Origin of the sequence: Thermosynechococcus sp. B3, assembly GCF_030323045.1 — a bacterium.
Taxonomy (GTDB): Bacteria; Cyanobacteriota; Cyanobacteriia; order Thermosynechococcales; family Thermosynechococcaceae; genus Thermosynechococcus.
On sequence record NZ_CP097584.1, the window covers coordinates 2,296,519 to 2,317,241 of the forward strand.

General features: G+C 53.7%; 14 protein-coding genes. 6 read left to right on the plus strand and 8 right to left on the minus strand.

Annotation, left to right across the window (positions count from 1 at the left end; genetic code table 11):
- The first annotated feature begins 28 nt into the window (after positions 1-28).
- Genes polA through cobS form a run of 3 tightly spaced genes read left to right on the plus strand, consistent with a single transcriptional unit; the run spans position 29 to position 5,114 of the window.
- Positions 29-2,866 carry a DNA polymerase I gene (polA, locus tag M0646_RS11370; protein ID WP_149820941.1) on the plus strand — a complete coding sequence of 946 codons (2,838 nt, stop codon included), beginning with the start codon at positions 29-31 and terminating at the stop codon, positions 2,864-2,866.
- A gap of 8 nt (positions 2,867-2,874) precedes the next feature.
- Positions 2,875-4,386: a pitrilysin family protein gene (locus M0646_RS11375; RefSeq protein ID WP_286649653.1), complete on the plus strand. Its 1,512-nt coding sequence runs from the start codon at positions 2,875-2,877 to the stop codon at positions 4,384-4,386.
- On the plus strand, positions 4,383-5,114 hold the full coding sequence (cobS, locus tag M0646_RS11380) for an adenosylcobinamide-GDP ribazoletransferase (RefSeq protein ID WP_286649654.1): 732 nt from the start codon (positions 4,383-4,385) through the stop codon (positions 5,112-5,114). Before M0646_RS11375 ends, cobS begins: the two co-directional genes overlap by 4 nt.
- On the opposite strand, the gene M0646_RS11385 is transcribed toward cobS, so the two are convergent.
- Both M0646_RS11385 and M0646_RS11390 read right to left on the minus strand, forming a co-directional pair.
- Complete coding sequence (locus tag M0646_RS11385) at positions 5,045-5,758, minus strand: ComF family protein (protein ID WP_286649655.1); 714 nt, start codon at positions 5,756-5,758, stop codon at positions 5,045-5,047. The two genes, cobS and M0646_RS11385, sit on opposite strands and share 70 nt — an antisense overlap.
- 18 nt (positions 5,759-5,776) lie before the next feature.
- On the minus strand, positions 5,777-6,064 hold the full coding sequence (locus M0646_RS11390) for a Mo-dependent nitrogenase C-terminal domain-containing protein (protein ID WP_149820949.1): 288 nt from the start codon (positions 6,062-6,064) through the stop codon (positions 5,777-5,779).
- Positions 6,065-6,478: 414 nt separating this feature from the next.
- Between M0646_RS11390 and M0646_RS11395 the strand changes: the two genes are divergently transcribed.
- Positions 6,479-7,360 carry a universal stress protein gene (locus M0646_RS11395; protein WP_149820951.1) on the plus strand — a complete coding sequence of 294 codons (882 nt, stop codon included), beginning with the start codon at positions 6,479-6,481 and terminating at the stop codon, positions 7,358-7,360.
- A gap of 63 nt (positions 7,361-7,423) precedes the next feature.
- On the opposite strand, the gene M0646_RS11400 is transcribed toward M0646_RS11395, so the two are convergent.
- The 4 genes from M0646_RS11400 to M0646_RS11415 form a co-directional block, all read right to left on the minus strand.
- Complete coding sequence (locus M0646_RS11400) at positions 7,424-7,738, minus strand: DUF5132 domain-containing protein (protein WP_190278082.1); 315 nt, start codon at positions 7,736-7,738, stop codon at positions 7,424-7,426.
- 131 nt (positions 7,739-7,869) lie between these two features.
- A complete protein-coding gene (locus tag M0646_RS11405; RefSeq protein ID WP_149820955.1) occupies positions 7,870-8,079 on the minus strand; it encodes a glycogen debranching protein in 210 nt (69 codons plus the stop codon).
- Between the two features lie 81 nt (positions 8,080-8,160).
- Entirely contained in the window at positions 8,161-9,336 is a 1,176-nt protein-coding gene (gene bioF / locus M0646_RS11410) for an 8-amino-7-oxononanoate synthase (protein ID WP_286625774.1), read from the minus strand.
- 40 nt (positions 9,337-9,376) lie between these two features.
- Positions 9,377-10,129 (minus strand): response regulator transcription factor, encoded by a 753-nt coding sequence (locus tag M0646_RS11415; protein WP_286625775.1) that lies wholly within the window; start codon positions 10,127-10,129, stop codon positions 9,377-9,379.
- Positions 10,130-10,361: 232 nt separating this feature from the next.
- On the opposite strand from M0646_RS11415, the gene M0646_RS11420 reads away from it, so the two are divergent.
- Positions 10,362-13,343, plus strand: coding sequence for an FHA domain-containing protein (locus tag M0646_RS11420; protein ID WP_286625777.1), 2,982 nt, complete (start codon positions 10,362-10,364; stop codon positions 13,341-13,343).
- Here the strand turns inward: M0646_RS11420 and M0646_RS11425 are convergent.
- On the minus strand, positions 13,340-14,578 hold the full coding sequence (locus tag M0646_RS11425; protein ID WP_286625778.1) for an aspartate aminotransferase family protein: 1,239 nt from the start codon (positions 14,576-14,578) through the stop codon (positions 13,340-13,342). The two genes, M0646_RS11420 and M0646_RS11425, sit on opposite strands and share 4 nt — an antisense overlap.
- A 156-nt stretch (positions 14,579-14,734) precedes the next feature.
- Between M0646_RS11425 and nrdJ the strand changes: the two genes are divergently transcribed.
- Positions 14,735-19,099, plus strand: a complete 4,365-nt coding sequence (nrdJ, locus tag M0646_RS11430; RefSeq protein WP_286650001.1) for a ribonucleoside-triphosphate reductase, adenosylcobalamin-dependent — start codon at positions 14,735-14,737, stop codon at positions 19,097-19,099.
- Between the two features lie 23 nt (positions 19,100-19,122).
- On the opposite strand, the gene M0646_RS11435 is transcribed toward nrdJ, so the two are convergent.
- Positions 19,123-20,691 carry a serine/threonine-protein kinase gene (locus M0646_RS11435; RefSeq protein WP_286625780.1) on the minus strand — a complete coding sequence of 523 codons (1,569 nt, stop codon included), beginning with the start codon at positions 20,689-20,691 and terminating at the stop codon, positions 19,123-19,125.
- Positions 20,692-20,723 lie beyond the last annotated feature (32 nt).

Sequence of the window (20,723 nt, forward strand, 5' to 3'; positions counted from 1 at the left end):
ATGGAAAAGCTGTCCTCTTCACGCTCCCATGTCCACCCCCAATCTCTTGCTTATTGATGGCCATTCCTTGGCCTTTCGTGCCTACTACGCCTTTAGTAAGGGGCGAGAGGGGGGGTTGCGTACCTCCACGGGGATTCCCACTAGTGTGTGTTTTGGCTTTCTTAAGACGCTGCTGGAGATTCTGGAGCAGCAGCAGCCGGATCATGTGGCCATTGCTTTTGACTTGGGGGAGCCGACATTTCGCCACACAGCCGACGAAAACTACAAGGCGGGGCGGGCAGAAACGCCCGAGGACTTTATTACCGATATTGCCAATTTGCAGGCGTTGCTGCGGGCACTGCGTCTACCCCTGTTGAGTCAGCCGGGCTATGAAGCCGATGATGTGATTGGTACGGTGGTCCATCGCCTGCGACCCCAAGGATGGCAGGTGTCCATTGTCAGTGGCGATCGCGACCTCTTTCAATTGATTGATCGCGAAGGTCAAGTACAAGTCTTGTATCTGGGGAATACCCTTGGCCAACGCAAGCAGGGTCTGGAGGCCTTTGATGCCCTCAAGGTCAAGGAAAAAATGGGGGTTTGGCCCGAGCAAATTGTGGACTATAAAGCCCTCTGTGGCGATGTCAGCGATCGCATTCCCGGTATTAAGGGGATTGGCCCGAAAACAGCGGTGCAATTACTGAGTCAGTACCCTACCTTTGAAGATATTTACGCCCACATTAGTGAGATTACGCCCCCCGGCCTGAGAACGAAGCTGATCAATGGGGAGGCCGATGCCCGCCATTCCCGCACCCTAGCTCAAATTATCCTCGATGTCCCCTTGGAACTCCCCCTAGAGGAATTGCATCTGAGTCCCTTTGACTGGCCAACGCTGGATCAGCTATTGGATCAGTTGGAGTTTCGTGCCCTGCGGATGCAACTTCAGGACTGGCACCTCCGCTTGGGGGGGACACTGCCGGATGTAGAGAGCGATGCGGATGCAACATGGTTTTTTGCCCCGACGGACACCCCCGATCCAGTGAATGTGCAACTCATTGAAACGCCAGAGCAACTGCAATGGCTGATCGCCCAGTTAGAAACCTGTACCGATGCGAACCATCCCGTGGCTTGGGACACGGAAACCACGGCCTTGAACCCCCGTGATGCTGCCTTGGTGGGCTTGGGCTGCTGTTGGGGCGCAGCGCCTGATCAGGTGGCCTATCTGCCCTTGGGGCACAAAGAGGGGCAGAACCTACCCCTACCAGAGACCCTCGCCGCTTTGCGACCGATTCTTGAGGGCGATCGCTACCCCAAAGTCTTGCAAAATGCCAAGTTTGACCGCTTGGTGCTGCGGTTTCAGGGGATTCAATTACAAGGTGTCGTATTTGACACGATGCTGGCGAGCTATGTGATTAATCCCGAAGCCAGTCACAACCTCAAGGATCTGTGTCAACGCTATCTGCCCCTCCAAGCCCAAACCTACCGCAGTCTTGTCGGCAAAGATCAAACCCTTGCGGATCTGTCTCCGGCCACGGTGGCACAATACTGCGGCCTCGATGTCTATACCACCTATCTTCTCAAGGACAAACTAGAGGCCGACTTGACCCCCCGCCTGCGGCAACTCCTCCTAGAGATAGAATTGCCCCTCGAACCCATTCTGGCGGAAATGGAAGCCACGGGGATTCGTATTGACAGTGACTATTTGCGGCAACTCTCCCAAGAACTGGAACAGCAACTGGCAGCCCTGCAACAACAAGCATGGGATGCCGTGGGACAACCCTTTAACTTGGCCTCCCCCAAGCAACTGAGTGAACTGCTCTTTGGCACCTTGGGGTTAGATCCGAAAAAGACCCATAAAACGAAACTGGGCTACTCCACCGATGCCGCAACCCTCGAAAAACTGCGGGGAGATCATCCTGTGATTGAACTCATTTTGAACCATCGCACCCTCGCCAAGCTCAAATCCACCTATGTGGATGTGTTGCCCACCTTGGTGCGTCCGGACACAGGCCGTGTACATACGGAATTCAACCAAGCGGTGACCGCTACGGGGCGCCTTTCCTCCTCTAATCCCAATCTGCAAAATATCCCCATTCGCACCGAGTTTAGTCGGCAAATTCGCCGCGCCTTTATTCCCGAGCCGGGCTGGTTGCTGGTGGCAGCGGACTATTCCCAAATTGAGTTGCGCATCCTTGCTCATCTGAGTCAAGAGCCTGCCCTGCTAGAGGCCTACCAAAAAGGAGAGGATGTCCATCATCTCACAGCTCAGTTTCTCTTAGAAAAAACCGACATTAGTTCCAGTGAGCGACGCTTGGGCAAAATTATTAACTTTGGCGTCATTTACGGGATGGGAGCGCCGCGGTTTGCCCGTGAGGCCGGGGTGAGTGTGGCCGATGCTAAGGTGTTTATTCAGCGGTTTTACGATCGCTATCCACGGGTCTTTGACTATTTGCGGCAAATGGAACGGCTTGCCCTCAGCCAAGGCTATGTGGAAACCATTTTGGGACGGCGGCGCTATTTTGAATTTCAGAGTTCTGAACTGCAAGTCCTGCGGGGCAAGCCTTTAGAGGTGCTAGCCGATGTCGATCCCAGTAAACTAAAAATGAGCAATTACGAGCGGGGGCTATTGCGGGCGGCAGCCAATGCCCCGATTCAAGGGTCCAGTGCCGATATTATTAAGTGTGCGATGGTGAAACTGGCTCCCCTACTTTCCCCTGAAGAAGCCCGCCTGCTGCTCCAAGTCCACGATGAATTGGTGTTGGAGATGACCCCTGAGGCGTGGGAACAACTGCAAACTACGATTCCCGAAGTTATGAGTACAGCAGTACCCCTGAGTGTGCCCCTTGCGGTGGACATTTACGCGGCGGCCAACTGGCTGGAGGCCAACTAGGTTTGTTGATGCGGCAGCAACGCCACTGGCAAGTTTATTTCTGGCAAATTCTCCTCTGCCTTGTTTTGGGGGCGATCGCCCTCTCCTTGCCGGCCGACGCCCAAACGATTCGCCCCTACATTGACCGTGCCATGGATCAAATTAGTGAATTCTATCTTGACAATGGGATGCACTTCATTGTCATGGAGCAACACCAAGCCCCGATAGTGTCATTTCTCACCTACGTGGATGTGGGGGGCGTTGATGAACCGGAAGGCCAGACCGGTGTGGCGCACTATCTGGAACACTTGGCCTTTAAGGGCACCCGCCGCATTGGGACGACGGATTATACCGCTGAAAAGGAAAAACTTGCCCAACTGGATCGCCTCTTTGAGCAACTGCAAGCCACGACGGATGAGCGGCAACGTCAGGCATTGATTACGGAATTTGCCGCTGTGCAGCAGGCTGCCGATCGCTATGTGATTCGCAATCAATATGGCCAAATTGTCCAGCAGGCCGGGGGCGTGGGTCTCAATGCAACCACATCTGCCGATGCCACCCGTTACTTCTACAGTTTTCCCGCCAACAAATTGGAACTGTGGATGTCCCTAGAGTCGGAACGCTTTTTGGAACCCGTCTTTCGCGACTTCTATCAAGAAAAGGAAGTCATCCTTGAGGAGCGGCGGTTGCGCACTGAAAATTCCCCCACCGGCCAACTCTTTGAGGCCTTTTTGGCCACCAGCTTTCGTCAGCATCCCTACCGCCGACCCGTCATTGGCTACCGTGAGGATATTCAAAACCTGCGCCGCGCCGATGTGGAACGGTTCTTTCGCCAGTATTACACCCCCGACAAAATGACCATGGTGCTGGTGGGAGACGTGGATCCTCAAGAGGTTAAGAAATTAGCCAAGGTTTATTTTGGTCGCTATCCCAAAGGCGCCGCCAAGACCCCAACGATTCCCCCCGAACCGCCGCAAACGGAACCTCGGCAGATTACCCTCGAATTGGCCAGTCAACCCCTCTATATTGAAGCCTATCCCTGTCCACCTTTGGGGGATCCCGCGTACCTCACCTATGAAATTTTGGCACGTCTCCTCAGTGGCGGTCGCACCTCCCGTCTCTACCGTTCCCTTGTCCTAGAGCAAAAACTCGCCCTCAATGTCCAAACCTATGTGGGCTTCCCCGGCAACAAATACCCCAATCGCTTTCTCATTTATGGGGCGCCGGCGCCGGGTCAAACAACCGCTGCCCTTGCCGCAGGCATTGCCCAAGAACTGAAAGCACTGCAAACTGCCCCCGTGACCCCAGCCGAATTGGAGCGGGTGAAAACCCAACTGCGGATGGAACTGCTGCAAAATCTGATGTCCAATGAGGGCATGGCCAAACTCTTGGCGGAGTATGCTGTAAAAGCCGGCGGCTGGCAGCAACTCTTTGCCCGTTTAGAGGCCATTAATGACATTACCCCTGCCGATATTCAGCGGGTGGCTCAATCCCTGCAACCGCAGCAGCGAACCGTGGCACAGATTCAAACTCGCCCATGAAGTCCATTTGGATGGAATGGCTGGGGGCGATCGCCTTCTATACCTGTTTGCCCATTCCCCCTAACTGCCCCATGCAATTGGCGGGAGCTGCCAAGTGGTGTCCTTGGGTGGGGCTACTGTTGGCAATGCTTCTCTGGGGGGCGCAGTGGCTGCTGGCATTTTTGCACGTTCCCCCCCTCGTGGCCAGTGTCTTGGTTGTGGCACTTTGGCTAGGATTAACTGGGGGATTGCACTTGGATGGTGCCATGGACACGGCCGATGGTTTAGCCGTCAGGGATCAACAGCGGCGCCTTGAGGTGATGGCGGACAGTCGAGCGGGGGCCTTTGGCGTCATGGCAGGACTCGTCATTTTGCTCTTAAAAGTAGCGGCCTTGAGCAGTTTAGAGAGGGGTCAGGTCTTGGTGTGGGTATTGGTGATCGGGCGCCTTGCTCAGGTGTGGGCGATCGCCCGCTATCCCTATTTGAAACCCCAAGGCACGGGTCAGATCCATAAAGCCAGTGGCGTCTTTCCCCGCGATTTTTGGCCGAGTGGTTTACTTGTGCTATTACTCAGCTTCCTGCTGCCGCTTCCCCTCGGGCAATTACTTTTTGGTTTGCTCTTGATTCTCTTGATCCCGGCATGGTTGCAGTGGCAGTTGGGCGGTCACACGGGGGATACCTATGGTGCGGTTGTTGAGTGGACGGAAGCCTTGATGTTGGTTGCCTTGACGGTGGGATCGGTCAATTGATCCGGCAGCGCCACGGCCACGGTGATGATCCCCAAGACCTTGTAGCCAGCCCCCCGTAATACTGCGGCTGCAGTTCGTGCCGTTGTCCCCGTGGTATAAATGTCATCGCACAAAAGGAGCCAGCGCTGGCGTTGCAGACCCCGCCCAAGGCGAAAGGCATTGTCAAGATTGGCTTGGCGTTCTGTGAGTGAAAGCTGAAACATGGACTGGGTTGCTCTTTGGCGGATTAATCCCACTGGGGCAAGGGGTAGCTCAAGGGCACGGCAAAACCCCTCAGCAATGAGCGCTGCTTGATTAAAGCCCCGGCTCTGCAATTTATCGCGATGGAGGGGAATGGGCACAATCTGCAACGGGAGGCGTTGGGCGATCTTCGCTTCCAACCAACTCAGGGCTAACCATTGGCCAAACAGGGCAGCCAGTTCGGGGTGATTGTTGTATTTCATGGTGGCGATCGCCCGCTTGAGGTCTTGCTGATAATACCCCCAAGGAAAAAGGGGGAGACTGCCTCGCCAGTAGCGTTGGCGTTGGTGCACTTCCCATGACCTTAGCCGCCGTTCACAATCCCTACAGATCGTTTGGGGACTGGCTCGACCGCAACAGGAACAGGGCTGTTGCCCCAAAAAGGAGGTGAGCGATCGCCACACCAGCACACCCCCTAGGTACTAACAGTAGGCACTAATATCCTCATGGCACTCATCCGCCAAATAGCAGAGGGCACGGTAGCGCAACAGCATGAGCTCCTCGTAAAGGGGATTGAGGTGGCACAGGGGCGGAATGTGAATATGCCATTTTGCAACCACGATATCGCGTTCAAAGGGACACTGGGCGGGGATCAAGCGGCATAGACGATGCGCTAGCTGGCGATCGTGCACTTCTAGATGCTCTAGCCACTGCCGGACAGGCCACAAAATTGTGCGGAGCATGCGCTGCCCCAACGTCAAAATTGTCATCAACTCAACACCTCAACTCAATCATTGAAGTTAGCAGCGAAAAATCTCCTTCCTCGCCTTTTTAAGAAGGTAATTGCAATCAGTTAAAACAATGTCCTCAGAAGGGCAAATTTATCGCTGCATTTTATGGCAAAAGGAGCGTTGTGATTCACTTTGGATCGCCCTTAGCAAGGCGCAACATCCCAGAGAAATCTTAATGAAAATCGCATCACGATAGACAATCTCCTTGCTTCACAGGGATTTAGTAGTAGTGGATACATTGTTGAATTTAATGCTGATCCTGTATCCATCCTTATTCTAGTGAGTTCCACTGAACTTGACGATGGGGTTTTCCGAAAAGTTGCCCCCACAGTAGCGCACGTCCCCCTTCCTAAGCTAATCTGCAATTAGAGTCTGGCATCGGGGAGCAACAGCATGTTCAAGAACATATTGATTCCAACAGATCTCCATGATGGTCTCCCCAAACTGACCCACTACCTTGAGGCACTGAAAACAGCGGGTGCTCGCAGGTTGATCTTCTTCCATGCCCGCCCCATTGACGAGGATGGCGATAAGCCTCGGCTGCGGGAAAAAAAGCTGCAACAGGCACGCGAATTACTCAAAATCGATGCCGCAAAAGTTCCAGCGGATCTTAAAGCAGAAGTGATCATCGAAAACCGCCGCCCCGCCGATGCCATTCTGGACACCGTTGAAAAGCATCAAATTGACTTGGTGCTGGCCAGCCGTCCCATTCGCAATCTCTTGGACGAGAAGCTCTTCGGCAGTACAACCATTGAGGTGCTGCAACGGATTAAAGTGCCAGTGATGATTATGCGCCCGCAAGTGTTGTGGGTGATGACAACCGCAGAACTGAATCTCCGCTGTCAAAATCTCTTTCGCCACCTACTGGTGCCCTACGACCACAGCCCCTCTGCCCAACACCTTGTTCAAAAACTGCGGGAAGGCGTGCAAAAGCGCGATCAAACCAGCATTGCTGCACTGACCTTCTGCTGGATTATCAGCGATGCCGGCAAAGGGGAACTGGGAGTTGGCGAGCAACGTCCGAAGGCTGAAAAAATTCTTGCCGAGCTAAAGCAAGAATTCACAGGCTATGGCCTCAACGTCGAAACTGAGATTCGCTTTGGTAGCCCTGTCGTTGAAGCCCAACTCGCTGCCCACGATCGCGACATCTATGGGATTGCCGTTTCCTCTGGTTCCGTCGGTAAAATTTGGGAGTTATCAATCCCTAGCTTTGCCGGGGAGATCATTCGCCGTTGCGTCTTTCCCGTGATCTATTTCCCGCCCGCTGGTCGCTAATTAAAAAAAATAAAGAGGGGGCAGCAGAACTACCCCAAAGGCATTTCAATTAGGCACTAAAACTTAGCTAATCGTCACTTGGCGGGGTTCCTCAGGCGCGGCGGCCTTTGCTGCTTTTTGCTCCATCATTTCTGAGCGGGCTTCGGCAACCAAGTCTTGGAAAGACTCACTGGCTTCAGCGACAGCCGTCTGTGCCTTTTCATAGGCTTCAAACGCCCACATCAAGCCTGATTTTGCCGCATTGCGAGCTTGCTCTGCCAAGTTGTGACCGGTCATTGAGTCAACGGCACCCACAACGGGGGCAACAGCAACAGCACCCACCCCAAGGGCAAGCACGGTAAGTGGTTCTAAACCAAGTAACAGGGCTTCAAACTCCATTCTGCGGCATCCTCCAAAGGAAAAGAAATGATCAGCACATCGCACCCATCATAGCAAAGGTGCAGGGAGGGCAACGTCCCCACTGGCTTAATCGCTCCACTAAGATTCTTATGCAGGGCTGAGCCAAAAGATTAGCAGAGCTTGAGGGCAGTACTGGGAACCTCATCCCAAGAGGCCACGGTACGCAGGCGCACTTGCCAACCGGCGGCTTTTTGTTCTGTCGTCAAGTTTTTCTCAAAAGACTGCACACACTCCCTCGCCTGTGCTTCATCACGACAGGCAATACAGGCATAAAGCAGGCCAGAGGGATCAATTTGCTCGCTCACCCAAATCGTCCTCATCACTCACTCCTTGGCACAGTTTGCCGATGGCACGGAACTATCTACAGCCTAGGCGAAATAGAGAGTGATCGTCAGCGATTCTTAACAGCCCTTTAATAAGGCTCCCAACGCTGCCAACAATTGCCCAATGTGCTCAGAAGTGTGATCGGCTCTTAGGGTGATGCGCAGACGACTAAAGGGCACGGTCGGTGGCCGTACCGCCGCCACCCAACATCCAGCCTCTTGTAATTTCTGACTCCATTGGAGAACAGTGACTGGATCGGGAGCAGGCAGGCAAAAGATGGGGGTCGGTAGCGGACGGGGCAAAACGGGGCAACCCAATTCTTGCAGTCCTTCTTCGAGTTGTTGAATGCGCTCCTCAAGGGCTTGGCGCAGGGCAGGCTCTGCTTGTAGTTGCTCAAGGGCGGCAAGGGCAGCAGCGGTATCGGCAGGTGAAAGTCCCGTGCTATAGCTCCATGTGCTGGCACGGTGTTGCAAATAGGTGATCAGGGCTTGAGGGCCGGCAATGTATCCCCCTAAACTGCCAAGGGCTTTGCTGAGGGTACCCATTTGAATGACGGTCGGACTCGATTGCTTCAAGGCGGCTAAGGTACCGGCACCATTAGTTCCCAACACCCCTGTGCCGTGGGCATCGTCCACCAGTACCATGGCTGTGTAGGCTTCGGCTAGCGCCAATATCTCCTCTAGGGGGGCAACATCCCCATCCATACTAAAGACACCATCGGTGAGGATAAGACAGCGGCGGTATTGGCAGCGATGGGTTTCTAGAAGTTGGGCAAGGATGGCGACGTTGTTGTGGGGATATTCGTAGAAGACGGCCCGACTGAGGCGAGCACCTTTTTTGAGGCAGGCATGGTTGTAGGCATCCCCTAGTACCAAGTCCCGTTGATCCACAAGGGCAGCAATGGTACCGAGATTGGCGGCAGTACCGGAACTAAAGACTAAGGCAGCCTCTGTACCTTTCCACTGGGCGATCGCCCGCTCTAGTTGTTCATGAAGACAACGTTGACCACTGAGAAGGCGAGACCCGGTCGCCCCAGTACCCCATTCGTCAATCGCCTTAATGGCGGCTGCTTTCACCTGCGGATGGTTGGCCAGACCCAAGTAGTCATTGCTGCAAAAGTTAATCAATGGGCGGGGTGGCTCGCCAACACTCACCACTGCCCCCGGTGCGCTACTGAGAAGGGGTTGGCGATACCAATGGGCACGGTGCAGGGCATCTAGGGCAGGTTCTAGCCACGCAAAGGGATCGCTCATTTGAGAAACTTGAGAATATTTTAGGAAGACTGGACAAAGTCTAAACCAATACGTGGCGGGGCGATCGCGGGGGACGGGAATGGGGTTTATTGCCATTCTGCTGGTAGCGCCCATTCAATGGCTCTAGGTGCAGCCGATAGCCCACATTGCGCACGGTTTGAATGAGGCGCGGCTGCTGCGGATCCACTTCGATTTTCTTACGCAAAGATAAGATATGCGTATCCACGGTGCGGGGGTTGTCAATGCTCTCTGGCCAAGCTCGCCGCAGCAACTCCTGACGACTCAAAGGCGTGCCCCCCATTTGCGTCAGAACATAGAGTAGGCTAAATTCCTGCGGTGTCAAATCCACTGGCACATTGCGTACCACCACTCGCCGCTGCACTAAATCGACTTGTAACTCACCCAAGTTCAGGACACTGGGTAAACAGGGGCGTGCTCGCCGTGCCAAGGCCTCGACTCGGGCAAGAAATTCCTGCATCCCAAAGGGTTTGGCCAAGTAATCATCGGCACCCACCCGCAGCGCCGTCACCACATCCGCTTCATCCTCATGGGCGGAAAGAACTAAAATCAAAACAGTGTTTTGGTAGTGAAGCCAGCGGCATAATTCCAAACCATTGCCCTCATTCAAGTCCAGATCGAGAACAACCAAATCGGGATGTCGCAGTTGAAATACTTCCTGCCCCTGTTGACAACCACTGGCAAGATGAACGATGTGCCCCACTTGCTGTAGGTGCCAGCCAAGGAGGGAACGCAGGTGGGGGTTACTTTCAATAATTTCAACGTGCATCAACATGAATACATCCCCACAACAACGGCGGAGTACAGGAAAAAGAGATTTCTTCTACATGTCTGGGAGAGGGTGCAACAGAGTGGCAATGTCTGGATGAATTGGATGCTAATTTAGCAAATTTAATCCCAATGATTTCGTAACGACTAATACTTTAGGGTTTTTTCTTGTTCCTGTAATAGAAAATTCTTACTCTGGCTCTAGTGACAAAATGAAGTGGGGTTTCTAAACAAGCGGTATGGCAGTGCCCATTCTCAACCTTTTAGCGGCTGATGGTTCACGACAGCAAATTCAACTGGGGCGCGATCGCCTGCTTATCGGTACCGACCCCCAAAGCCAAGTGATTCTCGTCGGTGAGGGGATTTCCCGCCACCATGCCTTGATTATTCCCACGGAGACGGGTTATCAAGTGGCGGATCTTGGGAGCGCCAGCGGCACTTTTTTGAATGGTACGAAGCTGCGGCCACGCACCCCTGTGGCTCTAAAGGCGGGCGATCGCCTACAAATCGGTGACTTTGAAGCCATTTTTGATCCAGATGGCATGGCAACAACGGAACTGCCGGGCACGGTGGTGATGGGGGCTGCCAGTACGCCGATCTTGCAGGTGGCAACGCCCCAGTGGTTGCAGGAATTTCCGCTGCTGAAGGAGGAACTGGTTCTCGGTCGGGATCCGAAGGCGGACATCACCATTGACCATCCCTTTGTGTCCTTTCACCATGCCAAGCTGGTGCGATCGGGAGAGCATTACAAAATTATTGACTTGGGCAGCAAGAATGGCCTTCACTGGCGAGGCACAACGATTAGCGAACATGCCTTGGCACCGGGGGATGTGATCCATGTGGGGGAATTCCTGCGGCTGACCTACTTGTTGATGCCCGCCACGGAGGTTGTGGAGCAAACGCGCCCCCTCCAACTGCGCGATCGCCAGCAGGTGCGGATTGGCCGAGATCCCAGCAATGATATGGTGCTGGATCATCCGGTCGTCTCGCGGTTTCATGCCCGCCTCTACCTTCAGGAAGGACAGTGGTACATTGTCGATCTCGACTCTGCCAACGGCACCTTCATCAATAACCAGCGCCTTGAACCCCGCAAACCCGTGCCTTTACCCACGGGGGCTTTGGTGCGCATTGGCCCCTATAGCTCGCTGTTTACCCCCGACGAAACCATTGTTCCCCACAACGACAGTGGCAATCTGCGCCTCGATGCCATCCACCTCAGCAAAACCACCGCCAAGGGGGCAAAGCTGCTGCAAGACATTTCCCTTTCAATTTTGCCCCGCGAGTTTGTCGCGATTGTTGGCGGCAGTGGTGCCGGTAAATCAACACTCCTCGATGCCCTCAATGGCTTTCGCCCGGCGACGGCGGGCACGGTACTGGTCAATGGCTACGACCTATACCGCTACTTTGGCACCTATCGCACCCAGATTGGCTATGTGCCTCAGGATGACATTATCCACAGCGAGCTAACGGTGGCTCAGGCCTTGGACTATGCGGCACGACTGCGCTTACCTGCTGATTTTAGCGATCAAGAGCGACAGGAACAGGTGAACCGCGTCCTTGCGGAATTGGAGTTAACATCTCGTCGCAATGTACTGGTGAAACAACTGAGTGGCGGTCAGCGCAAACGGGTGTCGATTGGTGTGGAATTGCTCACCCGCCCCAGTTTATTTTTCTTGGATGAAGCCACTTCTGGCTTGGATCCGGGCACAGAAACCCAGATGATGCGGCTGTTGCGGCAGTTGGCAGATCAGGGGCGAACGATTTTACTGATTACCCATGCGACTAAGAATGTCATGCTCTGCGATTTGGTGGTGTTTTTGGCACGGGGCGGCCACCTTGCCTATTTTGGGCCACCGGATCAAGCCCTTAGCTATTTTGATGTCCAAGATTTTGATGAAATTTACCTCAAGATTGAGAGCGAGCCCAATCCGGCGGTGTGGCAGCAGCGCTATCGCCAGTCTCATCTGTATCAAACCTATGTGGTGGAGCGGCAGCGTCCCCTGAATGTGGATACGGGAGCAACCCGTCAAGTTCAACCGCAACGCCCCAAAACAACCTTGCCCCCAGTGGCACCGTGGCGGCAGTGGTGGATCCTCACCCAGCGAAACTTGGCCATTTTGCGACAGGATCGGGCGGCACTCATTCTCATGCTCTCCCTCGCGCCGATTTTGGGAGCCTTGGATTTTGTCCTCTGGAAGCCAACGATTCTCGATCCGGATCAGGGGGATGCGGGGCAGGCATTTACGATGGCCTTTGTTACTGTGCTGATTGCGGTGATGGTGGGCAGCCTAGCGACGATGCGGGAAATTGTTAAGGAACTGGAGATCTATCGCCGCGAACGGATGGTGGGGTTGGGGCTGTGGCCCTATATTTTCTCCAAGCTTGGCCCAGCAGTGGTGCTGGCACTGTACCAAGCAGCGGTTTTTTTGGCGGTGAAGTTTTTGGCGATCGATCTGAGCCTCGGTATTGGGGCGATCGCTGGCTTGTATCTAACGCTGTTTCTGGCCACCTTTGGTGGCATGGTGATGGGGTTACTGGTCTCTGCCCTCTCGCCGACGCAAACCGTGGCTCCCTTGTTAACGATTCTCTTTTTGGTACCGCAGATTACCTTTGCTGGAGCAATTATTCCTCTGAAGGATCTGGGGGGCGTGGGCAATCTAATCAGTGATGTGACGTTGACCCGCTGGAGTTATGCCAATGTGGTGTCCCTCTTCGGTTTTGGTCAGGATGTGGCGCGGGATGCCTGCTGGCAGCAATCCAAATCTGAACGGGAGAAACTCAGTCCTGAAGCCCTAGAGCAATGTCCGTGTTTTGATGATAACCTCTTTCAACGTTGCCGCTTTCCCGGCGTGCGCAAGGAGTACCACCCCGCTGTAGATGAACCCGAACCCCCACAACCTCCGGAACCGGGTGATCCACCGCCACTGCCCAATTCGGTCTTAGAGTTTGATCAGGCCTATCGCGATCGCGTCGAGGAGTACAATCAACGGGTCAAAGACTATCAGGCGGCCATGGAGCGCTGGCAAGACCAATTTGCCCTCTGGAAAGAGCAGCGGGGGCGGGCGATCGCCAGCGGTGAAGCTCTTATTGATCGCTTTTGGAGTCTTCAGAGGCACACGTTCAACGCCAATGTCACCGTCAATAACCTGCGCTTAGGGGGCATTATTGCCCTCATGCTGGGACTAGTGGGGGTTTTTCAAAAACGCAAGGATGTGCTTTAGGCTGTTAAGTGGGCAAAGGCTCGGCTCACTGCCCCTAAGGCCATATCAATCTCGGCAGCACTGACAATGAGAGGAGGGACAAAGCGCACCACCTGCGGCCCCGCGGGCACCAGCAATAGCCCCTCAGCAAGGGCAGCTTTGACGACTTCAGCAGCGGTGAGGGGGGTGTCGGGTTGCAGTTCCAGACCGTTGATCAGTCCCCAGCCGCGCACCTCAGCAATGAGCTGGGGATAGGTTGCTGCTAGTTCGCGTAGTCCTGTCCGCAGTTGCTGCCCGCGATCGCGCACATTTTCGAGGAGATTCTCTTTTTCAAGGATTTCACAAACCGTGAGCGCTGCTGCCGTGGCCAAGGGGTTACCGCCAAAGGTACTGGCATGATCCCCCGGCTGAAAGACAGCACAAAACTCCTTGGCAATCATGGCACCAATGGGAACGCCGCCAGCAAGGCCTTTGGCGGAGGTGAAAATATCGGGTTCGACACCGAGGGTTTCATAGCCCCACAGGAATCCGGTGCGACCAATGCCCACTTGCACTTCATCAAAAATCAGGAGAATGCCTTTTTCGGTACAGAGTTGGCGTACCTGCTCAAAGTAGGGGCGATCGCCAGGACGGACTCCCCCTTCTCCCTGTAACGGTTCCAACAGAATAGCGGCCACTTGGGGCTGGGATCGATCTAGCTGCTCAACAAGAGTCTGCAATGCCGCAAAATCGTTGTAGGGAACATAGGCGAAGCCGGGCACTAGGGGGTCAAAGTGTTGTTGGTATTTGGGTTGACCCGTAGCGGTAATCGTGGCGAGGGTACGCCCGTGGAAGCTAGCCTGTGCCGTAATGATGATCGGGTTGGCAATGTGGCGAACGGTATGGGCGTATTTACGGGCCAGTTTAATGGCGGCTTCGTTGGCTTCAGCCCCGGAATTGCAGAAAAAGACGCGATCGCCGCAGGAGTGAGCCACCAACCACTGCGCCAGTGCCCCCTGTTGGGGAATGTAATACAGATTTGAGACGTGGTGTAGCGTTTGCATTTGGCGGCTGACTGTCTCCACCAAAGCCGGATGGGCATGACCGAGGGTACAGGTGGCAATTCCCGCCACAAAGTCCAGATAGCTGCGGCCTTGATCATCCCAAACACGGCAGCCTTCACCGCGCACGAGCGTAATGGGAAAGCGGCTATAGGTGGTCATCACCACTTGGTCAAAGGCATCGGTACTGAAGGACGTTGGGAGAGCAGCAACCATTGACTCTGGACTCAAAGCAAAAACTTCCTGCTATCTTAGCATCTCCCTCTCGCTGTGGCAGGGGAGTTACAGGTCTCTCTAGAATTAGTGCTTATTGACCCCCAAGGATTGCTTCGGTACACTACACCTAGTATTCCGCCATTGAGTCCTGCCCCTATGGTGCAAAATCCTCCCCGTCCTCAAACCAGCTTCCCCGCTACGGCTCCCACAGCCTATCCCGTGTTTTACCGCACCTACAGCCGCCAAAATGAAGCGGGCGAGCGGGAGAGTTGGCAACAGGTGTGCGATCGCACCCTGCAAGGACTACAGGAAGTGGGGCACCTCACCGCAGCAGAAGTTGCCCTTCTCCGGGAAATGCAGCAGGACTTGAAGGCACTGCCCTCTGGCCGTTGGTTGTGGGTGGGAGGAACGGATTGGGTGCGCCAGCCCGAGAACTTTTCCGGTGCCTACAACTGCACCAGCACCAATGTCGTGGATTGGGATTCCTTTGGCCTGATGATGGACTTGGCCATGCAGGGCTGTGGCACAGGGGCGATTCTAGAGCAGAAATACATCTCCCAGTTGCCGCCGATTTGCAATCGCCTTGAGGTGACTGTCATTGGTCAAATTGGTCAAACCCCCAAGGAAGCGCGTCAAGAGCAAACAACTGTAATACTCACGGGGCAGACCTGTCAAATCAAAGTGGGGGATAGCCGCCAAGGGTGGGTGAAGTCCTACCAAACGCTGCTTGAACTCGCCAGCAATCCTCAACTCGCTGGTTCAGTTCAGGTGACGATTGACATTAGTGATGTGCGTCCTACGGGCGAGCGGCTCAAGGGGTTTGGGGGAGTTGCCAATCCAGTAAAGCTGCCAGACCTCTACCATCGCTGCGCGGCACTGTTGAATGCGGCGGTGGGTCGCCAGTTGACTTCTGTGGAGTGTTGTCTGCTGATTGATGAGGCAGCCGTTGTGGTTGTTGCTGGCAATGTGAGGCGTTGTTTGCCTGAGGATGCTTTGGTACACACAAGCAAGGGACTGATCCCTATCAAAGACATCCAAGTGGGGGACTGGGTGCAAACGCCCTTAGGGTTTCGGCAAGTAACCCAGAAATTTGACCAAGGCTACCAAGAGGCTTATGAAGTAATAACAAATGGTCCCTTGCTGCGAGCTACCCTAAACCATCGGATTGCAACTCTTGCGGATGTTTCAGGGGGAATTCACTGGAAATTTGTCAATGCCTTAAACCCGGGCGATCGCCTGCTTCACAATACTCAAGTTTTACCCGGTACAGTTACTCATTTGCCATCAGACTTTACTGATTCTCGACCACGCGGTAGTCATACTTCTCAAGCAATCACTATTCCAGAACTGACGGCTGATGTTGCTTGGTTAATTGGTTTTACCCACGGGGATGGTTATGTTAGCTTGGGACGCAACAAGTACAACAAACCCTTTGGTAGCATTTGTTGGGTTTACAACAGTTCAGATTCCAAGCTTGCTCAGCAGATTCATACTAAAATCAACTGTGCTCTTACTCTCTTCGGTGTACAAGCCAGACAAGAGTGTATTGAAGGTGAGAATACCTTGCGATCGCGAGTAACCTCTATTCATCTTGCAGAATACTTTCACCGCTATATTAAGCAACCTAAACAACCGTTAGAAGTCCCTAGCTTTATCTTGCAGGGAACGGTTGAGGTGCGTTGTGCTTACTTAGCAGGTCTAGTGGATAGTGACGGTTCTGCCTGTGGGCGGCCACCTTACCTATTAACGACTGTATATCCTAAATTTGCTCGTCAAGTTAGCGCTCTTTTATCTAGTTTGGGAATTGCTGTTCGAATCGGTGTCACACTCCCCCAAAAAGAGCATTGGCAACTCAAATATCACCTCAAACTACCAGCTTTTAAGGCTCGCTACAACAGTCTCATTGCACCGTATTCCTTGAAAGGCAAAATTCATCAAGGACAGGAAGCCCATGGCTTTACAATTCCTGCAACCATGATGCGGGAAACCTATACCTATAGCCAAATGCGGGAAATGGGTTTTGAAGGTTTCCGAAGCGTGGATGCCAATTACGAGAGGTATATTGCTGAAGCTGAAGTTAGTCTTGATATTCCCGTAACAGTAAAAGAACTAGGCAGCTATGACTATGTTCAGACCTATGATATTGAGGTCAAAGATGCCCACTGTTTTTACTGTGATGGTTATCTGATGCACAACAGCGCTGGTATGCGTCAGGGGGCAAGTGAGGATGAAGCTTTTGCCCAGGCTAAACAAAATCTCTGGCAACAGGATGAGCAAGGCAATTGGCGAATTGATCCCAAGCGGGATGCGCTGCGGATGGCCAACCACACCCGTGTCTTTCACACCAAGCCCAGTCTCGAGGAATGTATCAATGCCGTGCGCAGTCAGTTCTATTCAGGAGAAGGTGCCATTCAATGGGCCGGGGAAGCCGTTGCCCGCGCCAATGCCGATCTTTTGACTACAGCGGATCTCAAGCAGGCCTTCCTCCGTGCCTATGAAAATCAACAGGGGGAGGCGTTTTTGCGGCAACTGTTGCCCACTATCGATCAACGGGAGCTGGCTCACCGCTTGGGTCGTTATGGCCTCAATCCCTGCGTTACAAGCGATACGTGGGTACTCACAGAAGTAGGGCCGCGCCAAGTCAAAGATTTGATCGGCCAACAGCACGGCACCTATGTCAATGGCGAATTGTTTAGTACCACCGCCGCTGGCTTTTTCCTGAGTGGTATCCAGCCAGTTCTCAAACTTACCACCCGTGAAGGCTATACCCTACGGCTCACCGCGAACCATCGTTTGCTGAAAGTGACCGCCCAAACCCCGAAAAGACAATACACGGAATGGGTAGAAGCAGGTCAATTGCACGCAGGCGATCGCCTTCTTTTGCACAATCACCGTGATCTAACCCCTTGGGGTGGTAAGGGAACTTGGGAAGAAGGCCGTTACACCGCTCAAGCCCTTTATCAAGTTGCCACAGGAAGCGCTGCTGTGCAAACCCAAGCAGCAGGCTGTTTCACAGGGATTGAGCACCGCCAAAACGACTGGATAGCTGTACTCCCCCATACCTTAGAAAAGAACTTTCGCCTAATCACCATCGAAGAAGGCAGCTATGCATTCTACTGCGGGTTCCTCCGAGAGATTTTCGTTACGACTCAGTTAACATCAATACCACGGCTGCATGTCACACTGGGGGATCGACAACTAGCTTCACTTATTCAGCGCATGCTACTGCGTTTGGGAATCGTTTCGGTGGTTGCAGAATCATCCCTAGTTATCCAAGGGGATAATCTCACAACGCTGGCTCGGGTTCTGGAATTGGGGGCGATCGCCCATAATGACTCCTTACCTCCCGAACGCTTTACAGTTGTCGTTGAGTCAATTACTCCCGATGGCATTGAGCCAGTGTATGACTGTACCGTGCCCGGCCCGAATTGCTTTGATGCCAATGGCTTTGTTGCTCACAATTGCGGTGAAATTATTGGTGCTGATTTCCACTGCAACCTTGCGGAAATCCACCTGAATCAAATTGATCCAGCGGATACGATCACACAGGAAAAAGCCTTCAAGGCTGGTGCGCTCTCAGTGGCAGCGCTATTGAACCATCGCTTTGTTGTCGATCGCTATCAATACTCCCGCGCTATTGATCCCATTGTTGGCGTCAGTTTTACGGGGCTATTTGACTTCTGTGTTCATGCCTTTGGTGTGCCTTGGCTGGAATGGTGGGCCGCGGGACGACCGGATACCCCCCAAGGGCGCGAATTCAAAGCCCAAGAGGCAGCCTTCCTGCAACGCTGGCGGCAAATTGTCCATGAGACCGTCTGGGAGTATTGCGATCGCCACGGCCTCAAGCGCCCCAATCGCTGTACCACCGTCCAACCCTCCGGTACCAAATCCCTGTTGACGGGTGCCTCTCCCGGCTGGCATCCCCCCAAAGCCCAACGCTTTATTCGACGGATTACCTTCCGCAAGGGCGACCCCGTGGCCATGGCCTGCTATGACTTTGGCTACAATATCATTCCCTCCCAGTCCGATAAGGATGAGACAGGGAAACTTCTTGATGATCCCTTTGATCCACGGTGTACCGAGTGGCTAGTGGAAATTCCCGTTGCCGTCTCTTGGGCAGATCTGCCGGGGGCAGACACGATTGATATTAGCCAGTTTTCGGCCTTGGCGCAGTTTGACTTCTATATGCAGGTGCAGCAGCACTACACCACCCACAACACCAGTGCCACCATTGAGCTACGGGAACCTGAAGTCGAACCCCTTGCCACGGCAATTTACACGGCGATTCAGCAGGATCAAGGGTATATCTCTGCGGCGCTCTTGGCACGCTTTGATGCCCATGAAACATTCCCGCGTCTGCCCTTTGAACCCATTAGCAAAGAACGGTACGAGCAGGAAGTCACTGCGGTTGCTCGGCGCAAGCGGATCCATGATTTCCATGAAGCCCTCTCCCGCTATACCCAACCCCTCATGGAAGCAGGACCTGCGGGCTGCGACTCCGATAAGTGTCTAATGTCCTAGGAAAAGGGGGCAAACTCGCCCCTCTATTTAGGCAACTTTGTAAACCAGTTCTTCTTGGCGCGATCGAGTTGGCCTTGAACCATTCCAGAGACCATACTGAAGTCTGCCCCAGAAATATCGGCACCGGTAAAGTTGGCTCCTGAGATCGAGGCATCCTGCAATTTTGCTCCCTTCAAATTTGCCCGCTCAAAGTTGGCTTGCACCAGATAGGCACCGCAGAGATTGGCATCACTCAGGTTAGCTCCTTGAAGATTGGCTTCCCGCAAGACCACATTGGTGAGGATACAACCCTTCAAATCAGCATTGGTAAAATTGGCATTGGCAAAATTGGCACCGGAGAGATCGGCATTGCGCAATACCACATTGGAGAGGTCGACATCCACAAAATCCCGTTCTCCCCGCTTATAGGCCGTTAGCACTTGGGCAGCCGTCATCCGTACGGTGACTTTGGGGCGCAGATGCTGACCCGAGCCTGCCCCCACAACTGGCGGCCCACCCCATGGAGATCCTGTCATCCGCGATTGCCGCAACCGAGCTGCTGCAGCATTTTGACGCACAGAGGAGGCATAACTAGAGGACTGAGCTGATCCACGGGGTCGGCCTTGGCTGGGAGGGGCTGCAAGGGCATTACTGAGGTCATCATCCTCTGCTGTAACGGTAGGGGCAGCCAGCGCAGGTGTTTCTTGGCAATCAAGGAGCTGGAGATCGGCTAGGACATCGATCGCGCTTTGGTAACGGTTTTTAACGCTATCCTCCAGCATTTTGTCGAGGAGAGCGGCAAACCTAGGGGAGATATTTTTGACGTACCGCTTCCAATGCCATTCCCCCGTGTGCGGATCTCGCTCAATCTCTTTGGGTGATTTACCAGTGAGGAGATAAACACAGGTGACACCCAGAGCGTAAATATCGCTGGCATAGATGGGACGCATGGCCATTTGCTCCGGCGGCGCATACATCGGTGTTCCCACGGCAAAGCTGGTAAATGTGGATAGCTCTGGGGCATTTTCCACCATCGCCTGGGTGACTTTGTCTTTGACTGCACCAAAGTCAATGAGCACTAGCTTGTTGTCAATATCACGGCGGATCAAGTTGGCAGGCTTAATGTCACGGTGGATCACACCATTTTTGTGTAGGTAATCAAGGATGGGCAGCACTTCCTGCAAAACCTGCTTCACCTCTTCTTCGCTTTTGGGGCCAAAGCGTTTGACCTCCTGTTGCAGGGTGAGGCCACCCACATATTCTTGGATGAGATAGAACTCATTTTCATTTTCAAAGTAGCCAAGCAAACGCGGCAGTTGTGGATGGTTGCCAACTTTGCCGAGGGTGGTCGCTTCCCGCAAAAAGAGTTCCCGCGCCATGGCCAAGATATGGGGAGCAGTGGCGGCTGGCCGTAATTGTTTAATCACACAACTGGGGTTGCCGGGCAGTTTTGTATCCACGGCCAAAAAGGTAGTACCAAACCCTCCCCGCCCCAGCACCTTAATGGCTTTGTATTGATCGTTGAGCAACAATTTGCTGCCACAGGATTGGCAAACCTCTACATGATCGGGGTTTTCTGGCTTGACACAGTTTGGGTTTAGGCAGTAACTCATAGGCAGCCAAGGGGATGAATAGCACGTTCAAC

Coding starts and splice junctions, on each gene's coding strand:
- polA (WP_149820941.1), top strand. CDS start 29: ATGTCCACCCCCAATCTCTTGCTTATTGATGGCCATTCCTTGGCCTTT.
- M0646_RS11375 (WP_286649653.1), top strand. CDS start 2,875: ATGCGGCAGCAACGCCACTGGCAAGTTTATTTCTGGCAAATTCTCCTC.
- cobS (WP_286649654.1), top strand. CDS start 4,383: ATGAAGTCCATTTGGATGGAATGGCTGGGGGCGATCGCCTTCTATACC.
- M0646_RS11390 (WP_149820949.1), bottom strand. CDS start 6,064: ATGACAATTTTGACGTTGGGGCAGCGCATGCTCCGCACAATTTTGTGG.
- M0646_RS11395 (WP_149820951.1), top strand. CDS start 6,479: ATGTTCAAGAACATATTGATTCCAACAGATCTCCATGATGGTCTCCCC.
- M0646_RS11400 (WP_190278082.1), bottom strand. CDS start 7,738: ATGGAGTTTGAAGCCCTGTTACTTGGTTTAGAACCACTTACCGTGCTT.
- M0646_RS11405 (WP_149820955.1), bottom strand. CDS start 8,079: ATGAGGACGATTTGGGTGAGCGAGCAAATTGATCCCTCTGGCCTGCTT.
- bioF (WP_286625774.1), bottom strand. CDS start 9,336: ATGAGCGATCCCTTTGCGTGGCTAGAACCTGCCCTAGATGCCCTGCAC.
- M0646_RS11415 (WP_286625775.1), bottom strand. CDS start 10,129: ATGTTGATGCACGTTGAAATTATTGAAAGTAACCCCCACCTGCGTTCC.
- M0646_RS11420 (WP_286625777.1), top strand. CDS start 10,362: ATGGCAGTGCCCATTCTCAACCTTTTAGCGGCTGATGGTTCACGACAG.
- M0646_RS11425 (WP_286625778.1), bottom strand. CDS start 14,578: ATGGTTGCTGCTCTCCCAACGTCCTTCAGTACCGATGCCTTTGACCAA.
- nrdJ (WP_286650001.1), top strand. CDS start 14,735: ATGGTGCAAAATCCTCCCCGTCCTCAAACCAGCTTCCCCGCTACGGCT.
- M0646_RS11435 (WP_286625780.1), bottom strand. CDS start 20,691: ATGAGTTACTGCCTAAACCCAAACTGTGTCAAGCCAGAAAACCCCGAT.